This is a genomic window from Cupriavidus gilardii, assembly GCF_013314895.1.
Classification (GTDB): Bacteria; Pseudomonadota; Gammaproteobacteria; order Burkholderiales; family Burkholderiaceae; genus Cupriavidus; species Cupriavidus gilardii_C.
The window spans coordinates 12,726-33,109 of the sequence record NZ_JABTYE010000011.1 but is presented as its reverse complement, the minus strand read 5'-3'; the positions used below and the strand labels follow the sequence as shown (position 1 = coordinate 33,109).

The 20,384-nt window shown below is 63.0% G+C and carries 19 protein-coding genes, 1 pseudogene and 1 other annotated feature; of the genes and pseudogenes, 10 read left to right on the top strand and 10 right to left on the bottom strand.

What is annotated here, in order from left to right; all coding sequences use genetic code 11:
* Positions 1-88: 88 nt before the first annotated feature.
* Genes HTY53_RS12595 through HTY53_RS12580 form a run of 4 tightly spaced genes read left to right on the top strand, consistent with a single transcriptional unit; the run spans position 89 to position 2,818 of the window.
* Positions 89-1,519: a DDE-type integrase/transposase/recombinase gene (locus HTY53_RS12595; RefSeq protein ID WP_174106894.1), complete on the top strand. Its 1,431-nt coding sequence runs from the start codon at positions 89-91 to the stop codon at positions 1,517-1,519.
* Positions 1,516-2,349, top strand: coding sequence for an ExeA family protein (locus HTY53_RS12590; RefSeq protein ID WP_217435603.1), 834 nt, complete (start codon positions 1,516-1,518; stop codon positions 2,347-2,349). Before HTY53_RS12595 ends, HTY53_RS12590 begins: the two co-directional genes overlap by 4 nt.
* 7 nt (positions 2,350-2,356) lie before the next feature.
* Complete coding sequence (locus tag HTY53_RS12585; protein WP_174106893.1) at positions 2,357-2,602, top strand: hypothetical protein; 246 nt, start codon at positions 2,357-2,359, stop codon at positions 2,600-2,602.
* A gap of 39 nt (positions 2,603-2,641) precedes the next feature.
* On the top strand, positions 2,642-2,818 hold the full coding sequence (locus HTY53_RS12580; RefSeq protein ID WP_254599931.1) for a hypothetical protein: 177 nt from the start codon (positions 2,642-2,644) through the stop codon (positions 2,816-2,818).
* Between the two features lie 217 nt (positions 2,819-3,035).
* Here HTY53_RS12580 and czcN read toward each other — a convergent pair whose 3' ends face one another.
* On the bottom strand, positions 3,036-3,686 hold the full coding sequence (gene czcN, locus HTY53_RS12575) for a heavy metal efflux RND transporter CzcN (RefSeq protein ID WP_020206397.1): 651 nt from the start codon (positions 3,684-3,686) through the stop codon (positions 3,036-3,038).
* Between the two features lie 249 nt (positions 3,687-3,935).
* Here czcN and HTY53_RS12570 point away from each other — a divergent pair, with 249 nt between their 5' ends.
* Complete coding sequence (locus tag HTY53_RS12570; protein ID WP_004635330.1) at positions 3,936-4,394, top strand: MgtC/SapB family protein; 459 nt, start codon at positions 3,936-3,938, stop codon at positions 4,392-4,394.
* Between the two features lie 107 nt (positions 4,395-4,501).
* Entirely contained in the window at positions 4,502-4,909 is a 408-nt protein-coding gene (locus HTY53_RS12565) for a hypothetical protein (RefSeq protein ID WP_004635327.1), read from the top strand.
* 87 nt (positions 4,910-4,996) lie between these two features.
* On the opposite strand, the gene HTY53_RS12560 is transcribed toward HTY53_RS12565, so the two are convergent.
* Positions 4,997-5,173: a hypothetical protein gene (locus HTY53_RS12560; RefSeq protein ID WP_004635326.1), complete on the bottom strand. Its 177-nt coding sequence runs from the start codon at positions 5,171-5,173 to the stop codon at positions 4,997-4,999.
* A gap of 598 nt (positions 5,174-5,771) precedes the next feature.
* Between HTY53_RS12560 and HTY53_RS12555 the strand changes: the two genes are divergently transcribed.
* Together HTY53_RS12555 and HTY53_RS12550 are read left to right on the top strand one after the other, a co-directional pair.
* Positions 5,772-6,710 (top strand): DNA-binding protein, encoded by a 939-nt coding sequence (locus HTY53_RS12555; RefSeq protein WP_004635320.1) that lies wholly within the window; start codon positions 5,772-5,774, stop codon positions 6,708-6,710.
* The gene (locus HTY53_RS12550; protein WP_004635319.1) at positions 6,707-8,212 is read left to right on the top strand and encodes a tyrosine-type recombinase/integrase; all 1,506 of its coding nucleotides are present in this window, start codon (positions 6,707-6,709) and stop codon (positions 8,210-8,212) included. The genes HTY53_RS12555 and HTY53_RS12550 overlap by 4 nt, the downstream gene beginning before the upstream one ends.
* A 23-nt stretch (positions 8,213-8,235) precedes the next feature.
* On the opposite strand, the pseudogene HTY53_RS24775 reads toward HTY53_RS12550, so the two are convergent.
* Positions 8,236-8,412 (bottom strand): annotated as a pseudogene (locus HTY53_RS24775) (DoxX family membrane protein); the annotation flags it as partial.
* A gap of 182 nt (positions 8,413-8,594) precedes the next feature.
* Positions 8,595-10,520, bottom strand: a complete 1,926-nt coding sequence (locus tag HTY53_RS12540) for a cytochrome c/FTR1 family iron permease (RefSeq protein WP_053823089.1) — start codon at positions 10,518-10,520, stop codon at positions 8,595-8,597.
* Between the two features lie 417 nt (positions 10,521-10,937).
* Between HTY53_RS12540 and HTY53_RS12535 the strand changes: the two genes are divergently transcribed.
* The gene (locus HTY53_RS12535; protein ID WP_115737191.1) at positions 10,938-11,510 is read left to right on the top strand and encodes a phosphatase PAP2 family protein; all 573 of its coding nucleotides are present in this window, start codon (positions 10,938-10,940) and stop codon (positions 11,508-11,510) included.
* 299 nt (positions 11,511-11,809) lie between these two features.
* Here HTY53_RS12535 and HTY53_RS12530 read toward each other — a convergent pair.
* The 6 genes from HTY53_RS12530 to HTY53_RS12505 all read right to left on the bottom strand — a co-directional run bounded on the left by HTY53_RS12530 (position 11,810) and on the right by HTY53_RS12505 (position 19,269).
* A protein-coding gene (locus tag HTY53_RS12530; RefSeq protein ID WP_085960508.1) for an IS3-like element ISRme15 family transposase occupies positions 11,810-13,059 on the bottom strand; the annotation gives its coding sequence in 2 pieces (ribosomal slippage) (positions 11,810-12,765 and positions 12,765-13,059; 1,251 coding nt in all).
* Positions 12,650-12,766: a sequence feature (AL1L pseudoknot), on the bottom strand. (Overlaps the previous gene by 117 nt.)
* A 737-nt stretch (positions 13,060-13,796) precedes the next feature.
* The gene (gene cadR, locus HTY53_RS12525; RefSeq protein WP_053821795.1) at positions 13,797-14,222 is read right to left on the bottom strand and encodes a Cd(II)/Pb(II)-responsive transcriptional regulator; all 426 of its coding nucleotides are present in this window, start codon (positions 14,220-14,222) and stop codon (positions 13,797-13,799) included.
* Complete coding sequence (locus HTY53_RS12520) at positions 14,219-15,082, bottom strand: helix-turn-helix transcriptional regulator (RefSeq protein WP_082371465.1); 864 nt, start codon at positions 15,080-15,082, stop codon at positions 14,219-14,221. The genes cadR and HTY53_RS12520 overlap by 4 nt, the downstream gene beginning before the upstream one ends.
* Positions 15,039-15,533, bottom strand: coding sequence for a signal peptidase II (lspA, locus tag HTY53_RS12515; RefSeq protein ID WP_053821794.1), 495 nt, complete (start codon positions 15,531-15,533; stop codon positions 15,039-15,041). Before lspA ends, HTY53_RS12520 begins: the two co-directional genes overlap by 44 nt.
* A complete protein-coding gene (locus HTY53_RS12510; RefSeq protein WP_170265910.1) occupies positions 15,523-18,558 on the bottom strand; it encodes a heavy metal translocating P-type ATPase in 3,036 nt (1,011 codons plus the stop codon). The genes lspA and HTY53_RS12510 overlap by 11 nt, the downstream gene beginning before the upstream one ends.
* A gap of 78 nt (positions 18,559-18,636) precedes the next feature.
* Positions 18,637-19,269 (bottom strand): cation transporter, encoded by a 633-nt coding sequence (locus tag HTY53_RS12505; RefSeq protein ID WP_053821792.1) that lies wholly within the window; start codon positions 19,267-19,269, stop codon positions 18,637-18,639.
* 160 nt (positions 19,270-19,429) lie between these two features.
* Between HTY53_RS12505 and HTY53_RS12500 the strand changes: the two genes are divergently transcribed.
* A complete protein-coding gene (locus HTY53_RS12500) occupies positions 19,430-20,326 on the top strand; it encodes a sterol desaturase family protein (RefSeq protein WP_082371464.1) in 897 nt (298 codons plus the stop codon).
* Positions 20,327-20,384 lie beyond the last annotated feature (58 nt).

Genomic DNA, 20,384 nt, shown 5'->3' with positions numbered 1-20,384 from the left:
CCGGGAGGAATTCCGCAGAACTTGTCGATGGCGGCGCACATGATCCGCTCGTAGCCTGTCTCCCTCTTCACACTCCATTGGGAGAGCCATGTCACTTTCCATCGATCACCGCAACCGATGGGCGCGCCTGCGCTTCTCGGTCATCGGTCCATTGCTGGCCTCGCCGCCGGGCAAGGGTGAGCTGCAGCAAGCCCTGCAGGTACTCGCCGCCAAGATCTGGCGGCACCCCATCACCGGCGCCGATGTTCAGTTCGGCGTTTCCACTATCGAGCGCTGGTTCTACCGCAGCCGCCACGTTCAGGATCCGGTCGACCAACTCAAGAATCGCCTGCGCGATGACTGCGGCCACTTCGTCAGTCTGAGCCCGGCCATCATCGATGCGTTGGTGGCGCAGTACCGGCAACATCCCGGCTGGACCATGCAGTTGCACTACGACAACCTGCAAGCCGCCACTCGGGGCGGGCCGGACACGTTGCCTTCCTATACTACGGTGTGCCGGTATCTGAAGGCGCACGGTTTGGTGCGCAAACCGACCCCGCGATCCAGCACGGAGGGCGCCATCGCCGCGGCCGTTCGGCGCGATACCCGCGAGGTGCGCAGCTACGAAGTCGATCACGGTGCCGCACTCTGGCACCTGGACTTCCATCATGGCTCGCGCAAGGTCATCACGCCCGACGGGCAATGGCACAAGCCGCTGCTGCTGTGCGTGATGGACGACCACTCCCGGCTGGTCTGTCACCTCCAGTGGTTCCTAGACGAGACGACCGCATCGCTGGTGCACGGCGTCTCGCAGGCCTGCATGAAGCGTGGCCTGCCTCGGGCCATCATGACCGACAACGGTTCGGCCATGATGGCCGACGAGTTCGTCGAGGGCCTGGCCAGCCTGGGCATCCTGCACCAGACTACCTTGCCTTACTCGCCATACCAGAACGGGAAGCAAGAACGCTTCTGGGCGCAGATCGAATCCAGACTGATGGCCATGCTTGAGGGCGAGGCGCACTTGACGCTCGATCGGCTTAACCTCGTCACCCAAGCCTGGGCGGAGCAGGAGTATCACCGCAAACCGAACACCGAACTCGAAGCCACGCCGCTGCAGCGCTACCTGTCCTGCGCCGATGTGGCGCGGCCATGCCCCGAAGCCACCGTGCTGCGACGCGCCTTCTGCATCCGTCTGCTTCGCCGCCAGCGCCGTGCGGACGGTACCTTCAGCCTTGATGGCAGACGCTTCGTCATCCCAAGCGCTTACCGCCATCTGGAGAAAGTTTGCGTGCGTTACGCACGCTGGGACCTCTCCCAGGTGGAGCTGGTCGACGAGCGCACCGGCGCCTTCCTGGCTGCAGTGTTCCCGTTGGACAAGTCCGCTAATGCCGATGGGCAGCGCGGCCGGATAGCCGCCGAGACCCGCCACGAGTCTGCGCAGGACGGTCCCGCACCGCTGCTGCGTCAGTTGCTTGCCGAGCATGCCGCCACCGGTCTGCCTCCCGCCTATCTGCCTACGAATCCCTCACCCCAAGCATGATGCCATCCAACCTGCTGGCCCTGTACGGCCTGAAGTTCAACCCCTTTGCCCAGGACATCCCCGTCGAGGCGGTGTTCGTCAGTTCCAAGCTGGACCACTTCTGCTGGCGCATCGAGAACGGCATGGCCCGCGAGGGCGGCTTCGCGATGGTGCATGGCGACCCGGGCAGTGGCAAGAGCGTGGCCTTGCGCGTGCTCCATCAGCGCCTGACCCGCTTGCCCGATCTGATGGTCGGTGCCATCACCCATCCGCAGAGCAGCCTGGCGGACTTCTACCGCGAGCTGAGCGACGTGTTCGCCGTACCCATCAAGACGCACAACCGATGGGGCGGCTTCAAGGCCTTGCGTGAACGCTGGCTGGCCCATCTCGAAGCGAGCCGCCGGCGCTGCGTGCTGCTGATCGATGAGGCGCAGGAGATGAGTTCGCCAGTGCTGTCCGAACTGCGGTTGCTGGCCTCGGCCCGCTTCGACTCCCAGGCGCTGCTGTGCGTGGTGCTGGCTGGCGATGCCCGCCTGCCCGAGAAGTTCTCGCGCGAGGACCTCATCCCCCTGGGCAGCCGCATCCGCTGCCGCCTGGCCATCGAGGCCGCCACCGTGGACGAGTTGCTGGCTTGCCTGAACCACCTGCTGGCGGCCGCCGGCAACGCCAGCCTGATGACCGAGGCGCTGCGCCAGACCCTGTGCGAGCACGCCGCCGGCAACCCTCGCATCCTGATGAACCTGTCCGGCGAACTGCTGGCCCAGGCCGCCCAGCGCGAACTGCCCCAGATCGACGAGAAGCTCTACCTTGAAACCTATACCGCAACCCAGAATCGGCGCGCCAAGCGCTGAGATACCCATGACCGAAGCCTTCCTACCCTTGCTCGGCCCCATCTTGCCGGAGCTGACCGATGAGGACGCCGCGTCGATCCTCGACTACCTGCACGAACTGGTGACGCTGCTCGAGTCGCACTACCACGAACAGAATCGTCGCCATGCCCTGGCACGACTGCGACGCACCGGGAGACAGAACCCCGATAACACCGGCGCAAGCATGTCCATCACCACGCGCACCAAACGGAAAAACACTGGGAGAAACGCATGATCTGGCGCCAGTCCTCCGGCCTAACACCAGGGCCTGTCCTTGCTCATCAATGCCGATTGGACGCCAGAACAAGCCCTGGCGGTGGTGGAACTGCTTGACGACCTGCGCGAGCGAATCTGTGCGCACTACCAGTTGGCGCTGTTCGATCTGCTGCGCGAAGATCTAAAAACCTGCGGGGAGCCACCGGACAGGAAAGGCGCGGACGAACCGTTCTGACCCAGACAACAAGGAGCCTTCGCGGCTCCTTGTTCGCTTGCGCACCCGCGCAGGCAAATAGCCCCCCAGCACCAGCATCACGCCCATCACCACTGACTGCTCGCGTTCAAGATCTGCGATGGACTCCGCCTCGCTCTCGCGCTCCAAGTCCATCATTTACCGAGCACGCCCATCCATCAAACTCCGTGCTCACGCACAGTATGCGGAGTTGCCCGCATCAGGCAAGCGTCACGACCGCCCGGAGGACGCCGGCGTCATGGAACAAATCAAACGACTCCACGACCACCGACAGGCCGAGAAACCAGACCGAGTCCGCAATATTGCGTTGAAAGGAAGACACATGGACCGTCCATGTCGACTCCCCCCTATACAGCGACAGACGGGGAAAGAACGCTGGTGTACGGCGTGCGTATTCGGCGAATTCCGGGAAGGCGGAAGCCAGAAAGCGGTCTTCCGTCCGGATGACAGCCGGGTACATCAGCGCAAATGCGAGCGCCAGGACTGCGGTAACCGCCAGCGACTCGGTCATCGCCCCTAGTCCGATAATGCCTAGCAAGTTGCAGACATAGAGCGGATGGCGACACAGTGAATATGGACCCGAGGTCACCAAGGTATTGTTCTTGCGCCCGGAAATGTACAACGCGCACCAGAGCCGCCCGACCGTGGCCAGGCTCACCCCCAACATCCCCAGCGTCAGCAGCAGCGGCGACACCCAGGTACCGTCCCAGCGAGAATGGCCAAAGACCAGACTTGCCAGGACAAACGTTACGACAACACGCCAAACGCCGATGCGGTGGCGTGTCAGGAAATTGTCCAGCGCCCTCGAGAGACCAGCGGGTTGGGACGGGGAGATTGAAGAATCGGTCATGCGGTTCGGGGGCTGGAGGAGAATGTCGCGCACTTCGAGTGGACACACTGGCGCGAAAACGAGCACTAATGGCCGGCATTCTAAGGTTGCCCTTCCGTTGTCAGGCTTTATTGCCGAAATGTAATACGTTGTTAATCTTGCCCCCGGGCCAGCGAATCCGGTTGTGTCATAGCTCGGCAATCTGACAGTCATCTTCTGCGACATAGACTGTCTTGGCCATTTTCAGGACACACCCAGAGACGCTCCGCAATGAACGACATCATCCGCACATTGAGCTCGGAATTCTCCGATCTCGCTAATGCTGCCGAGGCAGTACGTGCCGTCGTTCGAATGACCGTCTCTATCGTTTTGGGGGGCTTGCTGGGGTACGAGCGGGAGAGCTCGGGAAAATCCGCAGGCGTGCGCACTCACATGCTCGTCGCGCTGGGGGCATGCGTTTTTGTCGTGGTTCCCCTCCAGGCGGGCGTGCAGCTTGCCGACATGAGCCGCGTGCTTCAGGGTCTCACGTCAGGCATCGGATTCCTTTGTGCAGGGGCGATCCTGAAGCCGGACAATGAGACACACGTCAGGGGGCTCACAACTGCCGCGAGCATCTGGATTGCTGCCGCGATCGGCGTGGCCGCCGGCATGGGCCATGCGGTGACGGCCATCGTCGCGACTGCCTTCGCACTCATCGTGCTCAGAATCCTTCAAATGTCGAAGAAGTAAGACTCCCACTGCTCCCAAGCCACGTGCAGCGCGAATGCGCCAACTTCAGGTTCGGCCAGCATTTCCCAAACGTATGAGCGCGCTTAACAATACGCAAACTCCATCGCATGAGAATTTACCTGGATTACAACCTGTTTGCGTACCTTCACGAGGGCACGAACCCGGCTCTGCAAGCCAAAGTGAGCGCACTGTCCGATCGACATGAGTTTCCTTGCAGCCCGGCGCACATGGAAGAAATTGCCTCGGCGCTCGCAAGACCTTCGGATACTCCCCCGCTCGATCGGTTAGCGGCCGCTTTCTGCAAAATAGACGATGTTTCTCGAATTAGCCGGAACGTGCAATTGTCTCCGACGACGTTAGGCCCGATGGTTACGAAAGAAGAACAGCCTCTCGAGTGCTTTCTTCGGGTCATGCGGCACTATCGCAAAGAGCCGGTTGTCGAGAAGAACGACTGGTATACGCGGGACTCCGTAAAGAAGGGGTCACTTCAGAAAACGGAAAATATTGCACGCTAAGGCATGGAAGAGGACCACTGCTGTCCCCAGGGGCATTGGCCAGCCGATGGCAAGCAGGTAGAAACCAAAGTCGGGGGACTCCCGTTCTCAGAGATCGGCTAGCAGCAGGTAGGCGCGGTCGAGTTGCCGATGAGCTTCCTGCCGGCGATCCATCGCTTCTAGGGCGAGCAGGAGGTCCTCGGCCAGCTCGAAATCGCTTTCCTGGCATGCCCTTTCGAACACCGCAAAGACCTCTTCATACAACGTGCGCCCCGGAACGCCCATTTGACTAACCTCCGGCGGAAAATCCGATGCTCTCTGCCGACTTGGTCCTGCCACGCCGCAGGGGCTTCTGTCCCCCATGGTTAATATGGACGTTCCCACGGCAGGGAAGGTCAAGCATTTTTCCGGCCGCGGGCCGACCTATGGTTCGCAAGCCGCCGCGCGAGACGGTTAGTGCTCGCCCCCTACAGTTCGTCCAGCGACTAGTTACCCGCACCCGGGCGCAGCCGCACCACCAGCATCGCCGCCCACTGGATATGCGGCCAGGCCAGCGAATAGACGAATGTCTGGATCAGGGGTCCCCTTGATTTCGCCGCAATTTACCGGGGTAGCCACCCGTAGCAGCCATGCGGGTTCCAGGGTGATGCCCACCCTAAAACCCTAGTCAAATCAGTCACTTGCTGACTGGTCCTTTTCCCCTTGGTTTTGGAACGTTGACCGCCCCCGCCGCGCGGCCAAGCGCGCCCTGTGGCTGGAAGCCATTGTTTCCGCAAGATAACTAGATTTATCCGTCTTTGGTTTTCCCAAGCAACACATAAATGGCTTTTCTAACGTTAGGTATGTGCGTAAGATAGGCTGAAATGCGCCTCCGGAAACTGCCATGCCCCGCCTCGCCGCCACCCCCGACCAGATCCGCGCCACCGTGCTGGCCATGCTCACCGAGGCCGGCGACGCGGCGCCGCCCACGGCCGCACGCTTTCGCCGCGTGGTGTCGGTGCGCAAGCTGCGTGACCGCCTGGGCGGCGGTGACCCTGCAACGCTGTCGCGTACGCTCAACGCGATCGAGGCCGAGGTGGTGCGCTCGGGCCTGGCCGACCTCGCCCTGCCCGAGATTCCGGTCGAGATCGCCGAAGCGATGCGCGCGCTGTGGCAGGCCGCGGTCGCGGTGCAGCTCGACGACGTGGTGCGCCTGAAGCGCGAGGCGCAAGCCACAGCCGACACCGCCGAGGCCGCCCGCGCCGAGGCCGAACTGCGGGTCGAGCTGCTGCGGGCCGAACTGAGCGAGGTGCGCGGCCAGCTCGCCGCGCGCGACACCGCGCTGGCCGTAGCGTGCGCCGCCCAGGCGGCGGCGTGCGCGCGCGCCGATGAGCAAGCCGCACGCCGGGGCGAGCTCGAGGCGGCGCTGGCGACCGCCCAGGAGCGCGCCACGGCGGGCGAGCGCACCCACACCGAGGCGATCGCCACCACCCAGGCGCGCTACGAGGCGCTGTCGAAGCAGCTCCTGCAGGAAACCGCGCACCAGCGCGACGCGGTGCGGGCCGAGCGCGCGCAACTGGCCTCCCAACTCAAATTCGCCGAGCGGCGCATCGCCGCGCTGGAAGACGAGCGCGCACGACTCGACGCCGACCTGGCCAGCGAGCGGGCCGCGCGCCAGACCGCCGCGGGCGAGGCGAGCGCACTCAAGGCCGTCACCGCCAGCCAGCGCGCCCAGCTCGACGAGCTGCTGCGTGCGACCCTGGCCGCGGCGCCACCAGCGGCCAAGACGCGCGTGCCCAGATCGACGGGCAAGGCGGCCGCCAAGCGGACCGCCCAGTCATGAAGCCGGCCGACTGGATCGATACGGGCGCGGTGCCGCCGCGCCCACTGCCGGCCACCGTCGCGGCGGCCCTCGCCTACCTGGCGGAGGCACTCGGGCACCCGGTCTACGCGCACTGGACGCTGGCGCGCGTCAAGCGCCGCTATGGCTCGCTGGCCGACGCCAAGGCCGCGCAGCCGACCGTGCTCAAGCTGCTGCTGGCGCACGATGGGGCAGTCGAATACTGGGAGCGCGGGCGCCTGCGCACGGTGACGGCGGATCTGGCGCCCCGCCCGGAGACGGTCCTCGCGCGGCTGCTGCACACGCACCGGCGCCGCATCCGGTCCACCGCCGCCTTAGCGAGCGAAGCAACGGTGCCGACCGCCGCGGAAGCGAGGGGAGCTGTCGCGGCGAACCCGTGGCTGGCCGCTTACGGCCCTGCTGACCACGCGTGGCTCACGCGCGCCGGCCGCTTCGCCCAGCCGCACGCGGCGGCCAACACGCTCGGCGCCGCCGACGATGCACAGGCGCTGGCGCTCTTCCTGCGCGACCGAACCGGGCGCTCGCCCCACACGTTGCGCGCCTATGGCGCCGAACTGCGCCGCCTGATGCGCTGGTGCGGCGCGCACGAGCTTGGGCCGCTCTCGGACCTCACGCGCCAGCGGTTGCTCGGCTACCGGCACGCGCTGCAGCACGGGGAGACCGGCAGGGAGGACGCCGCGCCGCCCTTGTCAGAAGCGACCCGCACGCGCGCGCTGGCGGTGGTGGCAAGCCTCTACGGCTACTGGTACGACACCGGCTACTTGCATGCCAATCCGGCCGCGGGCCTGTCCGCCGGCAGCCGCACCCGGGCCGGCTTCGCGCCGACGCGGCTGATCCCGCCAGCGCTGCTGGCCGCGTGCGATGCCTGGCTTGAGGCGCCGGAGTTTGCCGCCGCCAACACGACCAACACGCTGGCGGCGCAGCGGCGGCGCGCGATTTGGGCGCTGTATCGTTACGCCGGCGTGCGCCTGGCGGAACTGGCCTGGTCGACAGAGATCGCACTGCCCCGCCTGGAGGCCGAGGCGCCCGGGCGGTGGACGCTCTATGTCTGCGGCAAGGGGCGCAAGGCACGGGCCATTCCGCTGCCGGTGCCGTGCGTGACGGTATTGCGCGCCTACCGACAAGCACGCGGCCTGCCGTCCGAGCCGCCGGCGCACGAGGCGCTGCCTGTAATCCACGGCAACAAGGGCGAAGCGCTACAGTCGGCAGGCCTGTACCGGGAGGTCAAGGCGATCTTTGCGGCCGTGGCCGATGGTCTGCAGGCGCGCGAGCCGGCGCAGGCGCTCTTACTGCGCGCGGCCTCCCCGCACTGGCTGCGCCATGCCTATGCGCGCACACTGGTGGTCGACCACCAGGTGCCGCTGCCGGCCGCCCAGGCGCTGCTCGGCCACGCCTCGGTGCAGACCACGGCGGCCTATGCCAGGACCGACCTGACGCAGTTGCGGGCCTTTGTCGATGCCACGTTTGCGGATGATGGGCCGTAGCGACAGCGCGCGTTGCCTTGTCGCATCGCCACGGCGCGGGTCGCCAGTCCCAGCAACAGCAAAGCTGGGGCGGTCAGCTCGATTGACACCGCCAGGCAGGCCGCAGACTCCGAGGGCACCAGCGGCACCCGGTAGTCCTCGCGGAACAGGTCGAGGGCGGCATTCCAATTGGCCAGCTTGGCGATCGCCGAGTTCCAGAAGGTTGGCTTTTTCTCAGCCCGCACAGCACGACAGTTGCGTGACATCCTTGGCAGCCCTACATGTCCATGCCGTCCATCGATCCTGCCGCGAATGGAAGGTAGTCGCAAAAAGTCCGCCACATTTGGGCCAAATCGCTGACTTTGAAATGGTCGACGAACAAAGCTTCGCGCCTGACAGGGGCTCACACCCTCGCGGTACGTTGCGATCGCAAGTTATAGGTCACGCTGGCAACGATGATGAGGAGAATAGCCACTTGCGCGGCAATGGTTTGCACAGAGGGGTAAACGCCCAAGACATCGATACGCGGCATAGAGAGCGGCGTCACTTGCAACAGGCCAACTTTCTGCAGTGCCGCCACGCCCTTGCCAATCAGGACCACGGCAAGCACGCCAACCAAGGCGGAGCTGAACGCGAAAAATTGTCGAATCGGCAAACGCGCCGTCGATCGCAGGAGCAGAAACGCAATCACTGCCAGCACAGCAATACCGCAACCGAGTCCCGCGAGCATGTAGGCACCGTTGCCATCGGACCACAGGGCCGCGTAGAAGAGCACGGTCTCAAATACTTCCCGGTAGACCGTGACGAACGATAGCAGGAAGAGCATAAACGCCGATTTCCTGTTCAATGCCGACGACAGCTTTTCCTTCACGTACGATTGCCAGCGTCCCGCCAGACTCTTCTGGTGCATCCACATGCCGACGCCGAGTAGGACGACCGCCGCGAAGACCGCGGAGAAGCCTTCGGTCATTTCGCGACTAGCGCCGCTCAGATCAACGACGTAGGTAGCTACCGCCCACGTCAATCCACCGGCTCCCAGCGCAGTGACCCAACCCGCGTGAACGTAGGGAAGGACGTCAGTGCGATTGGCCTTCTTGAGGAACGCCAGCATGGCTACGACTACCAACAGCGCTTCAAGCCCTTCACGAAGCAGGATCGTAAAGGCGCCAAGGAAGGTCGAGAATGCGTCATTGGCGCCTGCGAGCGCTTCCTGCGCCTCGTCCAGCCTTGACTGCAGTTGCGCTGCGATGTCATGCGCGCGCTCTGCCTGGCCATTCGCGACGGCATTTCGATAGAGTCCCATCGTCTTCTCGATGTCCAGGAAGAGAGCCTGGTTCTTGGCAGCCAACGCAGGCTCAACTGGTTCGAACCCATCAAGATATGCGGACAAAGCCAGTTGCGATGCGGCCCGCGTGTCTCCCTTGTCAAGCGCAGTGACACTTTCCTTCAGCTTTTCCTTGGCGATTGAGAGACTATCGGTGGTCGATGCGGCCAGTACGTCCGGTGAGCTTCGCAGGTATGCAAGACCATCACGAGAGGTCTGTGCACCCACGAATTTAGCAAGTGCCGCCTCCGAGGTCTGGCTAAGCTTGTCGAGCGTGGGAACCGCCGCGCGCAGCCCCGGTTCAGCAGTCCAAAGCTTGGCGCCCGCCTGGCGGTCAGTATCTGAATAAGACAGCGTCGAAGCAAAATAGGCCAGAGCCCATCGGTCGTCTTCGGAGAGATGGGCAAAGCCCGGCATCGATGTTCCCTCCACGCCGCGCGTGATGATCTGTTGCAAGGCAAAGACGCTGCGTTCCTGCGCGCGCGCGTGGTCGGCCAGCGCAATCGGGGGCGGGTTGAGTTTCGCTGCGAGGGGGCCGTCCGCGTTACCGGATACGCCGTGGCAGGACGCACAATGGCTTTGATAGAGCTTCGCCCCGTTCTGCAAATCAGGCGCCTTGCTTGGTGCCATAGGAACCGGATAGGCTGTGAGGACGCCGCTGGCCAACTTCCGAGCCAGTTCGGCGACAGTTTCTGGCGAGGCCTTCGCTGCGATGGACAAACGCAATGCGCCAGCTTCCTTGCCTAGTTGTTCGGAGGCGGGTCCTGGCGGCAATTCGCCTAGCTGTCGCGCGACCGTCTGCGCGAACTCTTGCATCTCGGCATATTCAGCCTCATTGGTGATGCGGCCATCGTTGACTGAACCGCCATAGTCAACGGCAAGGTAGTCCAGCAATTGCCAGACTTGCTTGGCCTTGTCTTGCGTGGATAGAGGCTCGGCCAAAGCCGTCGAGACGGATAGCGCCAAGGAGACTAGAACGAGGGAGAGGATGCGCAGGGCTTGCATGAGGAACACGCCGGGCGGGCGGCAGTTTTCGCGGACAAATGCGAATGATTGTAATTCATATCGTTTGCGCGAGCGACCCATCTTGGTGATGGAAGTATGGGGAATCGCGCTTGACTCTATAGCCGCTAGAGGGCGTAGAAATAACAACGTTAGTCAATACTGGCGACCTACTTTGAGTCAGCGCAACACAAACCGATGGGGACTTCCGGCGGATTGCTCGTATGGGGTCGAGCCAAGTGCAGCCGCGTGCAAGATGCGGGAGGGTGCAATGCGCTTACGTGAGGTGCGCACAACTTCGGGCGACCCTCCGCCTCGGCTTTCAGGCGTTCGCACGATTGCGAACAATAGAACCCAACGCTCCCATATCGCGAGTCCTTACCGTATGGTGGGATGCGAGGGGCGGAGGATGGTGATCCGATGAGTTGGGCACTTGTTCTCTACGACTGGAGCGGCTGGAATCGAGAGATCTTCCTACTGGTCAATGAAGGCACGCCGGCAATGTTCTTGCCTTTGGCCAAGCTGTTTAGCTACCTATTGGGCAACTATTGGACCGCGCCTGTTGTCATGGGAGGCTTTTGGGTCTGGTCAAGAACAACCTCGGATGTAGATCGTTCGTTGGAGCTACAGGCTCACTTGGCACGATTTGTAGTCGCATTCGGTATGGCATTTGCTGTAGTTGGAGCATCAAAGTTTCTCTTCGATTTCCCGCGGCCGGCTGCCGTGTTCGGTCACCTGTGGCATTCAATCGGTTCAATTGAGACGCACTACAGTCTTCCGAGTGGACATTCCACGTACGCCGCTCTGGTTGCTGGTGGGTTATGGCCAATGGTCCGCGCCCACTGGCGACCGGCTCTACTTACCTATGTCGCGCTAGTCGGCTGGTCACGTTTGGCCACAGGGATGCACTTCCCGGCGGACGTCTTGGCGGGCTGGTTAGTAGCGCTCGGCAGTTTGGCTCTTTCGAGCCGGTTATTGAAGGGGGCTGCTTAACGTACCAAGGATCGTCGTGCCGGGGTAACAGGCGAGGAGTGCAACCATGCCATGGAGTCTGCAACAACGTCGCATCGTACGCGATTCGATGCTTGCCTGCTTAGTTTGCGCGGTAGTTCTTGGCGCGGGTTATATCTGGCTTCCCCCCGCTCTGTTCGGCCTCGATGGACAGCTTGGTATTGGCGACCGTGTCGCGTTTGCGCTCAAGGCCGATCTCCCTGTTTTCCTATGGTTAGCAGATTGCGTGAGAGCCGTAAGCAAGGGACTGAATCGCCCCGGTTTTCGCGGAGGCTGTTTGGTTAAAGTAAAACGGCCTCGTCGGCGGTTTTGCCGAGTTGGTTGTAGTAGTTTGCCTCAGCCTCGGCGGGCGGGATATAGCCGATGGATGAGTGCAGGCGCTTATGGTTGAACCAAGCGACCCATTCCAGTGTTGCCAGTTCGACGGATTCCCTGGTTTTCCAAGGCGCGCGGCGATGGATCAGCTCGGCCTTGTACAAGCCATTGATCGTCTCGGCCAAGGCGTTGTCGTAACTGTCGCCACGGCTGCCGACCGACGGCTCGATGCCGGCTTCGGCCAGGCGTTCGCTATAGCGGATGCTGACGTACTGCGATCCCCTATCGGAGTGGTGGGTCAGAGAACCGTCGTTGCCAGGCTGGCGAGCGTATAGGGCCTGCTCCAGCGCATCGAGCACGAAGTCCGTCGTCATGGATTTGCTCACGCGCCAGCCGACGATGCGCCTGGCGTAGACGTCGACGACGAAGGCCACGTACAGCCAACCCTGCCATGTCGAGACGTAGGTGAAGTCCGAGACCCAGAGCTGATTGGGACGGTCGGCCCGGAACTGCCGGTTGACGCGATCCACCGGGCGACTGGCGGCGTCGTCAGCGATGGTCGTTCGCAGCCGCTTGCCGCGCCGCACACCTTGCAGTCCCTGGGCGCGCATCAATCGCTCGACCGTGCAGCGGGCAACCGTCACGCCCTCGCGGTTCAGTTGCCGCCAGACCTTGTCGGCGCCGTAGACGCGATGGTTCTCCTGCCACACTCGCTGGACTTGCGGCATGAGCCGTTCATCACGACGCGCACGGTCGCTGCGCCGTGACGGATCACGCAGCCGTGCGGCATGGCGCCGATAGGCCGACGAGGCAACCTGCAACACCTTGCAGATCGGCTCGACCCCGTAAACCTCCCGGTGCCGGTCGATGTAGGTGTTTACGACTTCAGCTTGCGGTCGAGCTCCGCCTGCGCGAAAAAAGCGCTGGCAGTGCGCAGGATGTCGTTGGCGCGGCGCAGCTCTCGGTTCTCCCGCTCCAACTCCTTGATGCGTTCTCGCTCGCTGGTGGTGACGCCTTCGCGCTGTCCGCTGTCGACTTCGTGGCGCTTGACCCAGGTCAGCAGCGTCTGCGCCGAGCAGCCGATCTTGGGCGCGATGGACTCGACCGCCACCCACAGCGACGGGTACTCGCCGCGCGACTCCTGCACCAGGCGCACGGCGCGCTCGCGCACTTCCGGGGAAAACTTGTTTGCGTTGTTCTTGCTCATGGCTCGCATTCTCTCAAGAGTGAGAGCCTCCGCAAAACCCGGGGCGATTCAGGTTGGCGTTTGCATGAGCGACGGAGCCGTACCTTTTGTGAGTGTATGGCGGTTACCGGTTACTTCTCGGAGTGGCGTTTGGCATGCAGAAATTCATGGGCTCGAGTGTAGTGAAATCGAAGATGTTGCAGCACATTGGATCGGTCGGCTTGGATCCCGCGCTCGGCAGGTTATAGAGCAGTGCCGAGGCATGCCCCAATGATATGGCCGGTCGCCTTTAGCCCAGCGCCTCTCATTGGCAGCCTGTCAGCTGATATGTCGGTGCGATTTGACACCATGTAGTGGCTACAGGGTCAAGACAAGGCTGCACGCATATATGCCGCCTGCTACGAACAAAGCACCCGCGCCGCACTTCAGGAGAAAAGTTCGGCAAACGCGTAGCGTTTTCCTTGACCCTATGGCAGCTACACAGTGCTAGATGAAGCACTAGAAGGGGCTAGCCCAAACTGGCGTGGACCTTGTTGGCTGGTCGCGTCTGGTCGCAGGCATGCATTTCCCGGCAGACGTTTTGGCGGCTTGGGAGGCGCACTTGGGAGTCTGTGCCTTTCTGCGGGGCTATGGCAGAGGCTGCCTTGCGCGTCGGGAACGCTTCCGCCTGCGCTGTTTGGGGTGGCGCACATGCCGCTTAGCGCCGGCGACAGGAAAGCGTTCGCTGAAGGCGGATCTGCCTGTAGTCCTTCGTGGGATCCGCGTCCCTACTCTTCTCCCAACAGCTGTGGTGTCTGATGGGCTGTTTTCGTAAGGCCCTCCAGAATGCCGCAGTCCTTGGCCTCTCGCGACAGACCGCATTGACTGCGCAATTGCTTCAGGTCACGTTCCAATGCCATCAACTCTTGTATGCGGCGCGCCACGTGTCGAATGTGGCCTTCTAGCAGGACGTTGACCTCTCCACAGTCCTCGTGGGGCGCATCCTTGAGACGCAGCAAGGACCGAATCTCGTTCAGGGTCATGTCCAACGAGCGGCAATGGCGGATGAACGCCAACCGCTCAAGGTGCTGGGAAGCGTAGAGTCGGTAGTTTCCAGAGGAACGAGCCGGCGCCGGCAGTAAGCCTTCATGCTCGTAGAAGCGAATAGTCTCCACCGTGGTGCCGGCGGTTTGAGCAAGTTTGCCGATCTTCATGCTTTTCCCCTTTGTTGGGCTCCTGTCTGACGCCCTCCATGCCGGATGGTGTCGACAAATTCAAGTCCGTGCAGTGTGAATGGAGGTTTGGACTGTGCCGTACAGACAATCCGAGCGCCACGCAGCGGCGCTGGCCGGACTCCGAATGTGGACACGAAGGTGCGCGTCAGGTGCGCGCTGTCGGCGAAGCCGGCGAGATGAGCAGCCTCGGTGAGCGTACAACCATCGGAGAGGGTGCGCACCGCACGCTGCAGGCGCAACCAACGCACGTACGCCCGGAACGACAGTCCGCTCGCCTCCGCGAACCAATGCATGAAACGGGAGGACGACAGGCCTACGGCGTCGGCGGCATGTGCGACATGCACGGGTCCCTCCAGCGACGTTTCCAGCCACTGGAGGACCGCAGCCCAACGCGAAGCCTCCGTGGCAGGTTGTGACACATTCGCTGTTTCAGACGGCATTGCGCCTCGCAGCCAGCGGTCCAGCTCATGTTCCAGCATATCCGCCTGCACGGGGCTCGGCGCCATCGTGGCTGCGGGCCGACGGCCAGTAGGGCAAACGCTGTGCATGGTCGGGTCGAGAAACACCATGCGCACCGGGCCGGCCGCTACGAGACGATGCGGCACCCCGGCCGCAAGAAAATGTCCCGGGGCCTGCAATCCGCCCCAGGCCCCTTCGAGGAGCAACATCCCCTGTTTGCTCCATGCCAACTGAGCTGCTTGATGTCGGTGCAACCGACCGGCCTCTATCGGTCCGATGTAAATGGCCCAGCCGCGGCCGATGGTCAGCAGCGGCTGCCTGTCGGATGCTTCGTGTTCATCCGCGGGCTGGGCGTGCCTGCATTCTGCCGAAGAGCTCATGGAACACGATCAAGGCAGCACCGAGTGTGATGCCGATGTCAGCCACATTGAAGGCCGGCCAATGGTACGAACCCCAATGAAGATCGATCCAGTCGACCACCGCTCCGCGTGCGACCCGGTCGATCATATTGGCCAACGCGCCGCCCAAGATCAGTCCGTAGCTGATCCGCTCGGTATCGGTGGTACCAGTACGCCGAATCATGTACACAAGGAACGCGGAGGCCGCCAAGGCAATTCCAATGAAAAAATATCGCTGCCAGCCCCCCGCGCCGTGCAGAAAACTGAAGGCGGCACCTCGGTTCAGCACATGCACGACGTTGAGGACGGGCAGCCAGTCGAGGCTTGCACCGTAGTCGACCCAGGCCACGATGGCTACTTTCGTCCCGATATCCATCGCCACGATAAGGGCCGCCAATACGAAACCCAGGCCAATGCTGCGATCAGCCCGCATGGTGGTCACTCTCAGTGGAGGGGCTGGTCCCCAGCAGGCGCAGTCCGTTGAACACCACGGCCAGGCTTGCGCCCATGTCGGCAAGAATCGCGAGCCACAGGCTGGCATGGCCGGTGAAGGCCAGCACCATGAAGACCGCCTTGGTACCGATCGCGAAGGCGATGTTTGCCTTCAGCACGCCACCCACCCGGCGCGACAGCTTGATGAACTCAGGCAGCTTGCGCAGGTCGTCCTGCATCAGCGCCACGTCGGCGGTCTCGATCGCGGTGTCGGTGCCAGCAGCGCCCATCGCAAAGCCGATGTTCGATTTGGCCAGCGCGGGCGCATCGTTGACGCCATCCCCGACCATGCCTACCGGCGCCTTCGCGCCAAGCTCTGCGATCGCAGCCAACTTGTCGTGCGGCAGCAGGTCGCCGCGCGCGTCGGTGATGCCCACCTGGGCGGCCACCGCTTCCGCGGTCTTGCGGTTGTCGCCGGTAAGCATCACCGGCTCTACGCCCAACTGCTTGAGCGCCGCTACCGCACGCTTGCTGCTGTCCCGGACCGTGTCGGCAACTGCCAGGACACCCAGTGCCTGCTTATCGGTGGCAAGCACCACTGCTGTCTTGGCCTGCGCTTCCAGGCTCTCCAGCAGCTTGCGGACCTGCTCGCTGGCCACGCCAAGCTCATTTGCCAGGCGGTGGTTGCCGACGTAGTAGGTCTGGCCGTCGATGTCGCCCTTGACGCCACGGCCAGCCAGAGCCTCGAAGCGTTGCACTGAGGCGTGCGGCTTGTCGCCGTAGGCGTTGACGATAGCTGTGGCCACTGGATGTTCGGACAACGCATCCAGGCTGGCGGCAATGCGCAGCACTTCCGTCTCCGAGAGCGCGCCCGTCGGTACCGTATCGGTCAGCGCCGGGCGGCCGTGCGTAAGGGTGCCAGTCTTGTCCAGTGCCACCGCGCGCAGCAGACGCCCTTGCTCCAGGTACAGGCCACCCTTGACGAGGATGCCACGCCGCGCGGCCGCAGCCAGGCCGCTGACGACCGTCACCGGTGTCGAGATCACCAGGGCGCAGGGACAAGCAATCACCAGCATCACCAGCGCCTTGTAGACCCATTCGAACCAAGGCGCCCCAAAGAACAGCGGCGGGATCACGGCAATGGCGATCGCCAGCGCAAAGACAGAGGGGGTATAGACGCTCGCGAAACGATCAACGAAACGCTGCGTCGGCGCGCGCTGGCCTTGGGCTTCCTGGACCGAGCGCGCGATACGGTCGAGCGTGGTCTCTCCCTTGCGCGAGTGCACTTCGAATTCCAATGTGCCGCGCTCATTGATCGTGCCCGCGAACACCGTGTCGCCGGGGTTCTTTTCCACGGGCATGCTTTCGCCGGTGATGGGCGCCTGGTTGATGGCTGATGCGCCCGACACCACGACCCCATCCAAGGCGATACGTTCGCCGGGACGAACGCGCACGACGGCTCCAAGCGGCACTGTCTCGGCCTTGACCTCTTGCCAGCGACCGTCGTCCTGGCGGACGAGTGCGGTTTCCGGCGCCAGGTCCATCAGCTTGCGAATCGCGTTGCGCGCCCGGTCCAGGCTTAGCGCTTCGATCATCTCCGCGATGGCGAACAGCCAGATCACCACGGCGGCTTCCGGCCACTGGCCGATCAAAGCGGCACCGATGACGGCAATCGTCATCAGGAGGTTCATGTTCAGTGACAGCGTGCGCAGCGCGATCCAGCCTTTCTTCAGGGTCTCGATACCGCCCAACGCAATGGCCGCCAGCGACGCGGCCACCACCGGCCATGCCGATTCACCCATCCCGGCGAATGTGAGGACTTCCGCGCCAACCGCCAGCACGCCGGCGGCCCCCATGCGCAGCCACTCCGCCTTCGAAATGCCGGTGCCAAAGTCCCTCGTGACTGCGGGGGCAGGCCGACTATGGTCGCGCAGCACCGGCTGCATGCCAAGTCGCTCAATGGCCGCTGTGATTGGCACCTCGTCCTTCAGCGAATGGCTGACGGTCAGGGTCCGGCTCATCAGGTTGAACTGCAGGCTGCTGACACCCGGCATGCCTTCCAACGCCTTGCGCAGCAGCGCCTCTTCGGTCGGGCAGTCCATCTTTTCGATCAAGTAGGTGGCTCGTCCCTTGGAACTTGCCCCTGCCTCGCGCTCGACCGTGGCATGCATGCCGATCTCGCGCAGTGCGCCGAGGACCGGTGCCGGATCGGGCAGGCGGTGTTGCACCTCCAGTCGGCGATTCATCAGGTCGAAGTCGAGGCGTTCGATGCCCTCCACCTTGCCTAGGCGCTTGCGGATCAAAGCTTCCTCGGTGGGGCAGTCCATGTTTGTGATCAGGAACTGCGTGGTATTGCCCGTGGCTGCAGGGACGAAGGAGACGGGGGGCGTGCCGCAGGGACCGCAGGCAGTCTCCGTTGTCGCTGCGCAATTCGCGCCCGGAGGAGTTGTGTCTTCGCCCAGCCTTGCCTGCATGCCGATCGATTGCAACGCCGTCAGCAGGGGTTCCACCGAGGACAAGGTGTGGACGACAGACAGCTGGCGTGCGGGTAGGTCGAACTCGAGCGACCGGACGCCGGCCAACGGCTCCAGCCGCGCGCGGATCGCCGCCTCTTCGGAGCGGCAATCCATGTTTGGAATCGTGAATGTGTCTTTTGACTCTTCTAACGCAGCGCTCTGGCTGCCGGCGCAGGATCCAGCGCACGCGGATCCGCAAGCGGCGTTGCCCGCGGCTTCGCCGTCGTCCTCCATCGATGCTTGCATGCCGATCTCATGGAGGGCCTCCAGCAACGGCCCCGGGTTCGGTAGCCCATGCCGGACGGTGAGGCGGCGCTGGGGAAGGTCGAACGAAAGGGACTCTACCGCTGGCAATTTGGCAAGCCGTGCACGGATTGCCGCTTCTTCGTTGCGGCAATCCATGTTGGGAATGCGGAAGACGGATGTCGCGCCGTTCAGGTCCTCCGCCTTCTTCCTTTCTTGAGTTGATCTCGCATCACTTTCGGCATGGGCTTGGTCGAGTTTCATCATTCGCCTCTTTCTGTATATGTCAGAATTTCACACCCTAAAGTAGATACAGAGTCAAGGGCTCTGCCTCCTGGTCGGAGGTTAAGTTGCCTCGGAACGGGCCTTTTCCTCATGTTCTGTCGCGTCAACCAGGATTTCACGACCTCCGTTAGCGGCGATCGCAGATACCACCAGACCCAGAACCAGGTCTGGCAGGTTGGAGCCCGACCACATCACGAGCGCTCCGGACAACACAATGGCCAGATTCACAATCGAGTCGTTGCTGGTGAATATGGCGGAAGCCTTGAAGTTGACGTCTTCCCCGCGGTGGCGTTTCAGTAAGCGCAAGCAAATAATGTTCAGCGCCGCATTGATCGCTGCCATGACCATCATCGCCGGCCCCAATGGCGCCTCGCCGCCAAAGAACCGGCGCAGGACTTCCACGCATAGCATCAGGGCCAGCCCAATCAAAAGCCACCCCGATAGCCGCGCTGCCCGCACCTTGATGGCTCGCGATCGGCCGACGGCGTACAGGCTGACGCCATACACCAACGCGTCGGCAAGGTTGTCCAGAGCCGCACCAAGCACCGCCGTGGACGCCGCCCAAAGGCCCACGCCCATACCTGCCAGACATTGGCTGACATTAATCAGTAGTACCAGCCACAGAATCCGGCGGTCGGCCGCCTGACTCGCGTCGAGGTCAAGGCGTTCTTTGTCGGGGAAGTGGTCGTTCATGCAACTCCTTTGTTAACCCGCCTGTTTCCACAGAAGATCTGAGTAATTTCACACCCCGTACCTGCTATAGAGTCAAGACGTCGCCCGCACACAGCATGTTTATTCAAGCTAGCTGTCTGTCGCTTGGAGAAACTGGAGGAAATTGAACTCTGGAGTCGCAATGACAGCGCGTTCTGTGGTGCGGTACGGCGCCTATCCGACCATCATGGCCCTGGTAATCACAGGGGTTTCGGTCGCCCCATCCCACGGCACGCCGCTGGCTTGGCTGGCGTTGTGGGCCGCCGCCGGGCTATTTCTTGTTGCTTGGCTGGAGCGCATTGTCCCGTTCGATGCACGGTGGCAAAAGCGGGATCTCGACTTTCCGGCGGATGTCGCCCATGCCGTTGTGAATTTGGCCGTGATGCACGGTGCCGTGCTGGGGTTCGTGGTGCTGCGGGAAGGAACGGGTTGGCCCAAGCTATGGTGGCCTGCGGAATGGCCATACTTGTTGCAGGTATTACTCGCAGGGGCGCCACTGGACCTGTCGCTGTATGCCGTCCATCGGCTCAGCCACCACTACGGCTTTCTGTGGCGGCTGCACAGCATTCATCATTCGTCGCGGCGGCTCTACTGGCTAAACGGGGAACGCCGCCACCCGCTGCATGCAGCCCTGATGGCGGGTCCGGGCTTACTGGTCCTGGGCATACTAGGCGCGCCGGCCGAGGTAGTGGCCGGCTGGTTCGCAATCCTGGCGGTCCATCTGGCATTCCAGCATGCCAACCTGGACTATAGCCTGGGGCCGGTGCGGTATATGTTAGGCGTGGCAGAACTCCATCGCTGGCACCATCGGGAGCGCTTCGCGGACGCGCAGGTCAATTTCGGGGAGTTCTGGCTGGTATGGGACCACCTCTTCGGTACCTTCTATCAACCGCAGGCGCCACTGGGCGCAATCGGCATCGAAGGCGACCCGGTGCCGCACCGCTACGGCGAGCAACTGATTTATCCGTTTGAACGACCGGATCCGCAAGTTCGTCTGGCCACCGAAGACGTCTCGCAGGGCCGCGATGCTGATGTCTAAAGCCGCTCTCGTTGGTGAAACCGGCTCGCAAGCTGCATCCAGCATGAATGCTCAGGTG